The following is an 11,904-nucleotide window of genomic DNA, read 5'->3' on the forward strand; positions in this document are numbered from 1 at the left end:
GCACGCTCCAGATTAGAACGCTGGCTTTACTTCCGCCTCGTTATAACGGGCAACACCATCGGTAATTTCCTTGTGCGCATCTTCAATGCCTACCCAGCCTTCGATTTTTACCCATTTACCTTTATCCAGGTCTTTGTAGTGCTCAAAGAAATGCGCAATCATATCCAGGCGCCATGGAGAAACATCGCTCAAGGTTTTCTGGTAGGCATAGAGGCCACATACTTTTTCGATAGGCACGGCCAGCACTTTTGCATCGCCACCCGCTTCGTCTGTCATTTTCAGCATGCCTAATGCGCGGCAGCGAACCACAACACCAGGCAACAATGGCACTGGCGTAATCACCAGCACATCCACCGGGTCTCCGTCGTCACCCAAGGTATGTGGAATATAGCCATAGTTGCAAGGATACTGCATAGAAGTACCCATGAAACGATCCACAAACAGCGCACCACTTTCTTTGTCCACTTCATACTTAACCGGGTCGCCATTGGCCGGAATTTCGATAATGACGTTAAAGTCGTGCGGTAAATCTTTGCCGCTTGGCACCAAATTCAAAGACATCTTGTTAAACCCATTTCAACAAAAAATCGCCATTATAGGCGAATAATATGACGCCTTGCAGGCAAATAGCACTATTTTTGATCTTGCTCAGCTGACACCAACTCGCGACATGCCTGCCTGACACTGACAGGTGTTAGTTTGAGTGCCAGATAAAGCAATAACGGAATAATCACCAACTCATCTAATTGACCAATCACCGGAATAAAGTCCGGGATCAGGTCAAATGGCAGCACTAAGTATCCTAACGCCAACCAGAGCAGAGCTTTGGCGAGCCATGGCGTTTGCGGATGGGCATGCAATGCACGGTAAAACAACACCTCTGTTTTAAACCGGCCAGCTAATGTCGCCAGTTGCGCACGCAATCCCATCTCAGTGCAATTACTCCGTCAGCAAGGTACGACCGGTCAACTTGGCAAATGCTTCCATGTATTTATCAGAAGTACGTTGTGCCACATCCGCTGGCAGTTCCGGGCCGGGCGGCGTCTTGTCCCAACCGCAACTTTCCAGCCAGTCACGCACATATTGCTTGTCATAGCTAGGCGGGTTACTGCCCACCTGATATTGGTCTGCTGGCCAGAAGCGTGAAGAATCCGGGGTCAACACTTCGTCCATCACATGCAAGATACCGTGTTCGTCAACACCAAATTCAAATTTGGTATCGGCAATAATAATGCCCTTGGTACGCGCATATTCGGCAGCACGGGTATACAAGGCAATGGCGGCTTTTTCGACTTGCACTGTCAGGTCTTTACCAATGAGTGCCTCAACTTGTGCGACACTGATGTTTTCATCGTGCTCACCGACGGCAGCCTTGCTCGAAGGGGTGAACAGAGGCTGGGGCAATTGCTGAGCCAATTGCAGTCCAGCCGGCAAAGAAATATCGCAAACCGTGCCTTTGGCTTTGTATTCTTTCCAGCCACTTCCTACCAGGTAACCACGCACAATGGCTTCCAGTGGCAAGGCCTTGAGTTTTTTCACCACCACAGCACGCCCTTTCACCTGCTCCACTTCATCAGTCGCAACCACAGTCTCTGGCGCAATGCCGGTCAAATGGTTGGGCACCACATCTCGCAATTGCTCAAACCAGAAGTTTGCCATTTGCGTCAGCATGGCGCCCTTGTGCGGGATACCCGTTGGCAAAATCACATCAAAGGCACTTAACCTATCAGTGCTCACCAGCAACATGGTGTGGTCATCAATATCGTAAATATCGCGCACCTTACCCTGGTGCAATTTTTTCAGGCTTTTGATGGAGGTTTCGAGCAAAGGCGCACGCATCATGTCTATCACACAAATAAAAACAACATTATAAATGCGCCACGCCCTTGCAGGCGAATAAATTGTCTATTGATATTTCAAGAATAGCTCAAGCGGCAACGGCCTCTTGCTGCTCAGTTTGCGGCAAATCCGTCATCGACAGCTTGGCATAACCGACATAACGCGTTAAGCGCAACAGATTGCAGGTATAGCCATACTCGTTGTCATACCAGCCTATCAGCTTGACAAAGGTGGGGTCCAGCATGATGCCTGCACTGGCATCAAACACACTGGCGGCCGGATAACCCCTAAAATCACTGGAAACGACGGCTTCATCGGTATAGCCTAGCACGCCTTTCAGGTCGCGCTCGGCTGCATATTGCATGACGGCGCAAATTTCTTCATAAGTGGTGCTCTGTTGCAACTCTACCGTTAAATCAACCACAGACACATCCGCGGAAGGAATACGCATGGACATCCCGGTGAGTTTTTTGTTAAGTGCCGGGATTACTTTACCAACCGCCTTGGCCGCACCAGTGCTGGAAGGAATAATGTTATCGAAAACACCTCGACCGCCACGCCAGTCTTTGTTAGAAGTACCATCAACCGTTTTCTGGGTGGCAGTCGCTGCGTGTATGGTAGTCATCAAGCCACGCTTGACCCCAAAATTGTCATGTAACACCTTAACAATGGGCGCCAAGCCATTAGTCGTACAAGACGCTGCCGAGACAATATCTTCTCCGCGGTAGTGGTAATGATTGACACCATAGACAAACATTGGCGTATCGTCTTTGCCAGGCGCGGACTGGACTACGATACGTGCACCACCTGCAATATGGGCAGCACAGCTTTCCTGGGTCAGGAAAACACCCGTACATTCCACCACGACATCGACATGCTCAGACCGCCAGTCAATGTCTGCCGGTTTGGCATGTGCAGTGAGACGGATTTTTTTACCATCAATCACCAGGAAACCGCCCTCTAAATGAGCTTCCTGTGCCAGTCTTCCGTGCACAGAGTCATATTTGAGCATATACAGCATATGTTCAGGTTCTTCGATGCCGTTAATGGCAACAACCTCGATATCCTTGAACTCTGCCTGATTTAATGCGGCGCGCAGCACCATCCGGCCAATACGGCCAAACCCGTTAATGCCCACTCTAATGCCCATTTTTGACTCCTTCGCCATGAATAGTCAGTAGACAAGCAATTTTAGTGCTAATTTGATAGCATTCAGATTAGACAGGCAGCCTCTGCTTCACTAGAATGGGAATAGCAAGCTCTTAACAATTGTGAGTTTCAACTACCTGCCGGATATTTTGTGAACATCGCAGAACAATTACTGAGTAGTATTCTGGACACATTGCCACTGCAAATTGCAGTGATCGATGAATCGAGCAGTATTGTATATGTGAATCAGGCATGGCGTTCATTTGGGCTGTTTTACGGGCTAGACATAGAAACCGACTGGTTTGGCATCAGTTACTTGGATATCTGCCGCGCCAATCAGGATACCAACCAGCCGGAATTACTGGATGGCATTGCGCGGGTACTTGACGGCACCCAGAATCACTTTACCACTGACTATTTGTGTCACACCCCCACGCAGCATCCCACCTGGCTGACCCTGAACTTGCAACCGATACAAACGGCCCTGGCTGATGGCAAATTGTTTCTACTGTCGCTCACCAATATCACCCATCACAAGCAAACCGAAGATCGCATCTCAGCATTGACACTGACTGATCCTCTGACCGGGCTGGCCAACCGTCGAAGACTGGAGCAATTCATGCATGACGAATGGTCACGCGCCATTCGCCACCAATCCAGCCTGAGCGTGATGATGGTGGACGCCGATCACTTTAAACAGTTGAACGACAGCATGGGCCACGCAGCGGGTGACGAGTGCTTGCGTCAACTGGCGAATATCCTTAGGAAATATACTAACCGTCCGGGCGACCTGGCGGCGCGTTACGGTGGCGAGGAGTTTGTCCTGGTATTGGGGCAAACTACCCAGCAGGAGGCTGCCAAAATTGCTGAGCGTATCCGGCAAAAAGTCATGGCGCTAGATATCCGATTTGCCGGACACCGCTTAATGACAGTGAGCATAGGCGTGGCCTCTCTTGGCCTAAATCACTCACATTGGCAGAAGGAGCAGCATGCCCGAAACCAGTCGCTGAATTTTAGTGAAGATGGCAACCTGCTGATTGAACAGGCCGATAAGGCTTTATATGTCGCCAAGAAGCAAGGCAGGAACCGTGTAGAAGTGTACGATAAGCATCACAGGCTGACTGTCCCGTTATCGGTTTAACCGCCACGCCAACAGCCAGCTTATGACTTACAACCCAGGCAAATCTCGCAATTAACGGGCGCGCTCTTCCAGAATAGCCACAGCCGGCAGAGTCTTGCCTTCGAGAAACTCCAGGAAAGCCCCGCCAGCCGTCGAGATGTAAGATACCTTGTCATAAATGTCGTACTTCTGGATGGCCGCAATGGTGTCACCCCCACCTGCCAGCGTAAAGGCCTTGGTTTCAGCGATGGCCTTGGCAATGGTTTTAGTACCTTCACCAAACTGGTCAAACTCAAACACACCCACCGGACCATTCCATACGACAGTGCCAGCTTTCATAATGATGTCCACCAGCTCAGCTGCTGATTGTGACCCAATATCAAAAATCATTTCGTCTACGGCAACTTCTGTTGCTGATTTTTTGACAGCAGGTTCATTGGCATCAAACTGCTTGCCAACCACCACATCTTTAGCAATAGGCACACAGGCACCACGCGCCGCCATTTTATCCATCAGGCACTTCGCGGTATCCACCAGGTCATCCTCACACAAAGACTTACCGACTTCCTGACCAGAAGCCTTGAGGAAGGTGTTAGCAATACCGCCGCCTACCACCAACTGATCCACTTTGTCAGACAAACTTTCAAGCACGGTCAGTTTGGTCGAGACTTTTGAGCCCCCCACAATCGCTACCAGCGGGCGGGCGGGCGCCAGCAAGGCTTTGCTCAATGCATCCAGCTCTTCAGTGAGCAGAATTCCGGCACAGGCCACAGGCGCAAATTTGGCAATGCCATGTGTAGAGGCTTCTGCGCGGTGTGCAGTGCCAAAAGCATCCATGACAAATACATCGCACAAGGCGGCGTATTTTTTGGCCAGATCATCATTATTTTTCTTTTCGCCTACATTAAACCGGCAGTTTTCCAGCAAAATGAGCTGACCATCTGCTGTGGTCAGGCTGTCTTCAGGCGCATTGGGGGCCAGCCAGTTTTTCACCAGGCGTACTGGCTGCCCCAGCAGCTTGCTCATTACATCCGCCACTGGCCTCAATGAGTTTTCTTCACTGTAAACGCCTTCTTCTGGGCGGCCAAGATGCGAAGTCACCATGACTTTAGCGCCCGCTTTCAAGGCGTATTCAATGGTGGGCATGCTGGCTACAATTCTGGCATCACTGGTCACCACGCCATCTTTTACCGGCACATTGAGGTCGGCGCGGATGAACACACGTTTACCACGCAAGTCGAGGTCAGTCATTTTGATAAATTTCATGCAGGTCTCCCTTGAGCGGTCACTACCGCTTGAATATAAACTGGTAAGGTGAAAATCGTGGCAAAAAGCAAACGGGGCATAAAGCCCCGTGCATGATTAAGCAATGTGTTGAACCAGGCGCAGCAGGTTACAGGTATAACCGTACTCGTTGTCGTACCAGCCAACCACTTTAACAAAAGTCGGGTCGAGCATGATACCGGCATCTGCATCAAACACGCTGGCAGCAGGGCTGCTGCGGAAGTCACTGGAAACGACTTTGTCATTGGTATACTCCAGCACGCCTTTTAGCGGGCCATCGGCCGCTTGTTGCATGGCTGTGCAAATCGCCTCATAAGTAGCCTCGCTATTAAGTTCCACGGTCAGGTCAACCACCGACACATCCGCAGAAGGCACGCGCATGGACATCCCTGTTAACTTCTTGTTCAAGGCCGGGATTACCTTACCCACTGCCTTGGCTGCACCCGTACTCGAAGGAATAATGTTTTCAAAGACACTGCGTCCGCCGCGCCAGTCTTTTTTGGAGGTGCCATCTACGGTCAGTTGGGATGCCGTGGCAGCATGAATCGTGGTCATCAGGCCGCGCTTGACACCAAAGGTATCATGCAACACTTTTGCCAGGGGTGCCAACCCGTTAGTAGTGCAAGATGCTGCTGAAATAATTGCCTGGCCAGCATATTCGGTGTGGTTCACGCCATAGACAAACATCGGCGTATCGTCTTTGCCGGGTGCAGACTGCACCACTTTGATGGCACCACCGTTGAGGTGCGGCTGGCAGTTGTCCTGCGTTAAAAAGGCACCGGTAGATTCAATCACCACCTCAGCCCCTCCTTTACGCCAGTCAATATTGTTTGGATCTCGCTCTGCCGTTAAATGGATACGCTTGCCATTCACCACCAGCGCACCATTGTCAGCTTCAACCTTAGCATTAAAACGGCCATGCACAGAGTCATATTTAAGCAAATACATCATGTATTCAACATCATATGAGCTATTAATAGCGACCACTTCGATATTGCTGAACTCTGCTTGCTCAATCGCCGCACGTAACGCCATACGGCCAATTCGTCCAAACCCGTTAATGCCTACCTTGACTGACATATGCTCCCCAACATTGCTTAGAACTAAAACTCAGCATTTTAACCTAAACCACCTATACTGGACAGATTGTAAGTATTTGATTTGATACACGACAAAGCTGAAAAGTGATTCACACATCACAGCACAGATACGTAAAACACCAAACACATGGAAAGAGAGCTTTATGCAAGACACCATTATTCTCGCTGGCGGCTGTTTTTGGGGCATGCAAGACCTGTTCCGCCGCTTGCCGGGCATTATCAATACCCGCGTCGGCTACACCGGTGGCGAAGTAGCGAATGCCACTTACCGCAACCATGGCAATCATGCGGAGGCAATAGAAATTATTTACGATCCGGCCCGCATCACCCTCAGGCAATTGCTGGTGTTTTTTTTCCAGATTCATGACCCCACCACCCTAAACCGCCAGGGAAACGACTTGGGGCCGTCTTATCGCTCTGCAATTTACTATACCAATCCGGCACAAAAAGAAATTGCGCAGCAATTGATTAATGAAATGAATGCTTCAGACATTTGGCCCGGGGATGTGGTGACTGAGATCACTGCTGCCAGTGATTTCTGGCTGGCCGAACCAGAGCACCAGGATTACCTGCTGAAATACCCTAACGGCTACACCTGTCATGGCTTGCGGCCGACGTGGATCCTGCCACAGGACCGTTCATCCGCGATATGGATGTAGCAAAACCAAGACTAAAGGATTATTCTGGCGTGACAATAGGAGGCTCTTTTTTGGAAACCGCTGCTGGCTTGCGCGGCTTGCCGCCAATACGCCGGGACGAGTGATGCAAAAATGTAGCCAACTCGTTCAGGGCCATTTGATAAACCTCACGCTTGAACTCAATCACGTCTTCCAGTGGCACCCAGTAGTCACTCCAGCGCCATGCATCAAACTCTGGATGCTCAGTAGCACGCAAGGAAACGTCAGAATCCCTGCCCGTCAGTCGCAATAAAAACCAGATTTGCTTCTGGCCCTTGTAACTACCGCGCCATTCGCGCTTAACCCAGCTGGTGGGGACATCGTAGCGTAGCCAGTCACGTGTACGCCCCAAAATTTTGACGTGCTCCGGCTTGAGGCCCACCTCCTCCATCAGCTCCCGATACATGGCCTGCTCAGGCGTTTCACCATATTTGATGCCGCCTTGTGGAAACTGCCATGCATGTTCCCTGATACGCTTGCCCCAAAACACCTGGTTGTGCGCATTGCATAACACAATCCCGACGTTTGGACGGTATCCATCACGATCTAACATAAAAAACTGCCTTCAATATTTGCTGCAATTTTTTCACATTTTGCCTTTTAATGAAAGGACAACCGTCATATCCACCCTTTTAGAAATACACCTTAAAATGAAGATAAAATCTTAAATATCTGGATAAAGTATTTTTTGCTATCCACCTGTCAACCTGCGAGCATCAAAGGCGTTTTGAATTCATGCACGGTTTAACCACCTCACCTTCAAGAACTAGAAGACCTGACTGCAAATATATATCTTTGCAATTTTTCATATGCGCCCTCCTGCTGACAGGCCTTAGTTTGAATACCATGGCTGGTAATTTAGCCTATATCACTAACCAAGGCAGCGATACGGTATCAGTACTGGATACACAGAAAAAGCAAATTACACATACCATTGAAGTAGGCAAAGCGCCCGTAGGCGTGGCTATCGCAGCGAAACAGCGCCGTGTCTATATCAGCAACGCCAATAGCCAGACTGTTTCCGTGATTAACAGCGTCACACAACAAAAAATCCTTGAGATTCCTGTACATGTGCAAGCGGTTGGTATTGCCTTAAGCCGCGACGAAAACACCCTGTATGTCGCCGACTGGGGAGGCGAGCAAGTAATCGCGATAGAGACAGGCTATCCAGAAAAACAAAAAGCATTCAAGGCCGGTAAAACACCCTCTGGCATGCTGGTCAGCGCAGATGACAAGAAACTGTTTATTGCCAACAGGGATAGCAATGATGTCACCGTGGTAGACACCAAAACCTTGAAAACCCTGGCTCAAATCCCTGTAGGTCTGCATCCATTTGCGCTCTCCCTGAGCCCGGACGGACGCACATTGTTCGTCGTTAATGTCGTCAGCAACACACTCACGCTACTCAATGTGGACACTTACCAGTCGAGCACAATCAAAACCGGGCAGCACCCTTATGGCGTGGCCATTAGCCCGGATGGTCGCTGGGCGTATGTCAGCAACAACCACGCAGAAAGCGTCTCGGTGATTGACCTGAATAATGGCAAAACCGTTAAAACGATTACTGTCGGCGAGTTCCCTGAGGGCATCGAATACGATAAAGCCACCCAGCAGGTGGTGGTCGCCAACTGGGGCTCCGATACGGTTTCATTGATTGACAGTCATACCAACACCGTCACCAGCACCATCGCCAGCCCCAAACTGTGCCGGTCTTTTGGGCAATTTATATTGGAAGCTAAATAAAAATCGTTTTTTTCACAGGATCGCCCATGAATTAGTCGCAAAGAAGCTTTTTTTTAGGTAAAGTCACGGGTTGTTTTTAAAACTCAAGACCATCTACTTTTATATACCTAACTTTATATAAGTACCGCTTAATTTCAGTTTTAAAAGTCTGTAAATATCAGGAGAAATGTAATGAAAAAAATTCTCGGCATTATTGCCGTTTCCTTATTGCCATTAATTCCACTGACCGCTGGCGCACACGGCGCGGCTGCCTTACGTTTTGAAAAAACCGTGACCATCAAGGCTGCTCCGGCAAAAGTCTGGGCATTGTTAAAAGACTTCGGCAATGTGCAAGCCTGGCACGCAGGCGTTGAGTCCACCACCATTGAACAGAAAAAAGATGAAAACGGTGACGACGCAACTTACCGCACAGTCAAACTGAAAAATGGCGGCGTGATGTACGAAAAACTGCGTTCAGCCGATGACGCAGGCATGCGCTTGAAATATGAGTACATCCTGGAAAAAAGCACACTGCAACTGGCTAACTTTTACCCAACCATCACCGTGACTGGTAGCGGCAATGAATCTGTGGTGACTGTCAAAGGCAGCTATACCCGCGCCGACTCTTCCAATATTCCAAAACCGGAGCAGAACGATGATGCAGCCACTAAAGCCATCAACGAATTCTTTGATCCAGGCCTGGAAAGCCTGAAAAAGGTCGCCGAATCGGGAAAGTAATTAACCAGGGTTCTGGAAAAAAATCGCAAGGCAACAGTAAACCCTGGTGGAAATTCTGGTAAGTCTTACGTTGTAAACAACATTGTTTTTTGCAAATGCAGTTTTTGGCCAAAAGCTGAAAATTGGCACTCAATGAAGGGATTGTGTACCACACAGTCCCTTTTTTGCATTCTGCCAATCGCTACCTGACAAAAAACATCACTTCTAATTGCCAAAGATTGGCGAAGGTTGTCACTTTACGTCATCTGCAACCTAATTAACCTAACCCACCAAGCGCATATTTAAATCGAAGAATTAAGCGAAAAAAACCACTTAATTCATATTTTTCAATGAGTTATAGTCATAAAATCCTAGCTGGCACACCTGTTGCTTTAGGGTTTAGCGAACACTGTTGGAAAAGCAGTGAATGAAACAGAAGACTTTGACTTTAAACTTGACTCAAAAGGAAATTATGATGAAAAAACACGTACAACAAGGCTTTACCCTGATTGAATTGATGATCGTGGTCGCCATTATTGGTATTTTGGCTTCTGTGGCTATTCCGGCATATCAGGATTACACCCGCGATGCAGCAGACAATGCTTGTGCAGTGCAAACTAAGGGCTTCACAAATAATTATGTATTAGCACAACAAACTGCTAGAACATTGCCAACAAGCACTCCTGGCGCATGCCGAGCTGCAGCAACCATCAGCGCAACTGAAATTTCGGCTCAGGCCAAAGAACCTGGTAGCAAAACCACCACATGCGTACTTGCAACTGGTGTTTGCACATCCGCATAATTGATCCCAACGCCTTAAATGCCCAGTCAGGCATTTAAGGCTTATTCTAAAGCCATAGACCTTTGTAAGGAATATGCAATTGAAAATGAACCAACAAGGCTTTACTCTTATTGAGCTAATGCTTGTAGTTGGAATCATTGGCGTCCTTACCTCAATTGCGATTCCTGCATATCAAGACTACGCGAAGGACGCTGCGGATAATTCGTGCGCAATGCAAACCAAAGAGTTCACTAACAACTATATTCTGGCAGATAAAACCGGAAGATCCCTTCCAGTAAGCAGCAGTGGAGCATGTGATACTCCAGCAGTCATTACATCAACAACCATTTCAGCAACTGCAAAATCTCCTGGTTCCAAAACCACGACCTGCATTCTCGCTACCGCAGTTTGTTCCTAAGCTTCAACCTAATGAAGGTTGGATTAATTTATCCATTCAACGCACACACTCATTACAATTCAATTTCTTCATTGTGTGAGATGAGAAATACTAATGGGCATCCCTATAATTGAAATTAATATTGATAAAAACCCTTTAGCAAGCATCATCTGGATGCACGGCTTAGGCGCCGACGGTCACGATTTTGAGCCAGTGGTGGAAATGCTCAATCTGCCCCATATAAAATTTATCCTGCCACACGCGCCTTATCGTCCTGTCACACTAAACAACGGTTACGAGATGCGTGCCTGGTATGACATTTTTGGGCTACAGCCTGATAGCCCACAAGATGAAGCTGGCATCAACCACATGCAGGTGACAATTAACGCCATGATTGAAGCTGAGATTGCGCGAGGTATTCCTGCACAACGCATTTTACTGGCAGGTTTCTCACAAGGTGGCGCCATGGCTCTGCACACCGCAACGCGTTTTGACCAACCTTTGGCGGGCGTATTAGCACTATCCACTTATTTGCCATTAAAAAATCAACTTAAAGAGAAGCAACACCCCGCCAATAAACACTTACCAATCTGGATGGCGCATGGACGGCATGACAGCGTGATCACGCTCAGCACCGCACAATCATCCAAACAGACGCTGGAAGCGGCTGGTTATGAGGTTGAATGGCACGAATATGAAATGCCGCACAGCGTTTGTGAAGAAGAGATCAACGATATACGCGACTTTCTGCTGCGCGTGTTACCCGCCCAGGCCTAGTCACGCTTGAGAATAATCCCGCAAGACTGGGGAGTTTTGTTAAAATAGCTGGCGTTTTTACAGGCTAATTTTCATGAGCGCTTCCAAGACCTCACCATCTGCGGTGAATGATCAACAAACCTTTGCCGAAAGACTCGCTGCATTGGATACCATTGTAAAAAACATGGAGTCAGGCGAGTTGCCGCTGGAAGCTGCGTTAAACGCCTATACGGAAGGCATGCAGTTGCTGCAAGCCTGCCAGGAGTCACTACAGCAAGCCGAACAGACGGTCATGATATTGAATCAGCAGCAACAACTCACTCCTTTCGAACCGAATTAAAGCACGCCCTCTTTCGCCTTTT

15 protein-coding genes are annotated in these 11,904 nt (G+C 48.6%); 8 read left to right on the plus strand and 7 right to left on the minus strand.

Annotated features, from left to right (window positions below):
- Positions 1-12: 12 nt before the first annotated feature.
- The 4 genes from ppa to gap (F463_RS0106030) form a co-directional block, all read right to left on the minus strand.
- Complete coding sequence (ppa, locus tag F463_RS0106015; protein WP_018986159.1) at positions 13-561, minus strand: inorganic diphosphatase; 549 nt, start codon at positions 559-561, stop codon at positions 13-15.
- A gap of 71 nt (positions 562-632) precedes the next feature.
- Complete coding sequence (locus F463_RS0106020) at positions 633-929, minus strand: YkvA family protein (RefSeq protein WP_018986160.1); 297 nt, start codon at positions 927-929, stop codon at positions 633-635.
- Between the two features lie 10 nt (positions 930-939).
- Complete coding sequence (locus F463_RS0106025; RefSeq protein ID WP_026295354.1) at positions 940-1,839, minus strand: phosphoribosylaminoimidazolesuccinocarboxamide synthase; 900 nt, start codon at positions 1,837-1,839, stop codon at positions 940-942.
- A gap of 88 nt (positions 1,840-1,927) precedes the next feature.
- The gene (gap, locus tag F463_RS0106030) at positions 1,928-2,989 is read right to left on the minus strand and encodes a type I glyceraldehyde-3-phosphate dehydrogenase (protein WP_018986162.1); all 1,062 of its coding nucleotides are present in this window, start codon (positions 2,987-2,989) and stop codon (positions 1,928-1,930) included.
- Between the two features lie 150 nt (positions 2,990-3,139).
- Here gap (F463_RS0106030) and F463_RS0106035 point away from each other — a divergent pair, with 150 nt between their 5' ends.
- Positions 3,140-4,129, plus strand: a complete 990-nt coding sequence (locus F463_RS0106035; RefSeq protein ID WP_018986163.1) for a GGDEF domain-containing protein — start codon at positions 3,140-3,142, stop codon at positions 4,127-4,129.
- A 51-nt stretch (positions 4,130-4,180) separates the two neighbouring features.
- Here the strand turns inward: F463_RS0106035 and F463_RS0106040 are convergent, their stop codons facing one another.
- Entirely contained in the window at positions 4,181-5,374 is a 1,194-nt protein-coding gene (locus F463_RS0106040) for a phosphoglycerate kinase (RefSeq protein ID WP_018986164.1), read from the minus strand.
- A 96-nt stretch (positions 5,375-5,470) separates the two neighbouring features.
- Positions 5,471-6,472 carry a type I glyceraldehyde-3-phosphate dehydrogenase gene (gene gap / locus F463_RS0106045; RefSeq protein ID WP_018986165.1) on the minus strand — a complete coding sequence of 334 codons (1,002 nt, stop codon included), beginning with the start codon at positions 6,470-6,472 and terminating at the stop codon, positions 5,471-5,473.
- 163 nt (positions 6,473-6,635) lie between these two features.
- Between gap (F463_RS0106045) and msrA the strand changes: the two genes are divergently transcribed.
- On the plus strand, positions 6,636-7,151 hold the full coding sequence (gene msrA / locus F463_RS0106050) for a peptide-methionine (S)-S-oxide reductase MsrA (protein ID WP_018986166.1): 516 nt from the start codon (positions 6,636-6,638) through the stop codon (positions 7,149-7,151).
- 19 nt (positions 7,152-7,170) lie between these two features.
- On the opposite strand, the gene F463_RS0106055 is transcribed toward msrA, so the two are convergent.
- Complete coding sequence (locus tag F463_RS0106055; RefSeq protein WP_018986167.1) at positions 7,171-7,722, minus strand: RNA pyrophosphohydrolase; 552 nt, start codon at positions 7,720-7,722, stop codon at positions 7,171-7,173.
- A 293-nt stretch (positions 7,723-8,015) separates the two neighbouring features.
- On the opposite strand from F463_RS0106055, the gene F463_RS0106060 reads away from it, so the two are divergent.
- The 6 genes from F463_RS0106060 (at position 8,016) to xseB (ending at position 11,882) form a co-directional block, all read left to right on the plus strand.
- A complete protein-coding gene (locus F463_RS0106060) occupies positions 8,016-8,912 on the plus strand; it encodes a YncE family protein (protein ID WP_018986168.1) in 897 nt (298 codons plus the stop codon).
- 171 nt (positions 8,913-9,083) lie between these two features.
- Entirely contained in the window at positions 9,084-9,629 is a 546-nt protein-coding gene (locus tag F463_RS0106065) for an SRPBCC family protein (protein ID WP_018986169.1), read from the plus strand.
- A gap of 454 nt (positions 9,630-10,083) precedes the next feature.
- On the plus strand, positions 10,084-10,410 hold the full coding sequence (locus tag F463_RS15235) for a pilin (protein WP_026295356.1): 327 nt from the start codon (positions 10,084-10,086) through the stop codon (positions 10,408-10,410).
- Between the two features lie 73 nt (positions 10,411-10,483).
- Positions 10,484-10,807, plus strand: a complete 324-nt coding sequence (locus tag F463_RS15240; protein WP_018986171.1) for a pilin — start codon at positions 10,484-10,486, stop codon at positions 10,805-10,807.
- 93 nt (positions 10,808-10,900) lie between these two features.
- Positions 10,901-11,563 (plus strand): alpha/beta hydrolase, encoded by a 663-nt coding sequence (locus F463_RS0106080; RefSeq protein ID WP_018986172.1) that lies wholly within the window; start codon positions 10,901-10,903, stop codon positions 11,561-11,563.
- A 73-nt stretch (positions 11,564-11,636) separates the two neighbouring features.
- Positions 11,637-11,882, plus strand: coding sequence for an exodeoxyribonuclease VII small subunit (gene xseB / locus F463_RS0106085; RefSeq protein WP_018986173.1), 246 nt, complete (start codon positions 11,637-11,639; stop codon positions 11,880-11,882).
- The last annotated feature ends 22 nt before the right edge of the window (positions 11,883-11,904 follow it).

Source organism: Methylophilus methylotrophus DSM 46235 = ATCC 53528, assembly GCF_000378225.1.
Taxonomy (GTDB): Bacteria; Pseudomonadota; Gammaproteobacteria; order Burkholderiales; family Methylophilaceae; genus Methylophilus; species Methylophilus methylotrophus.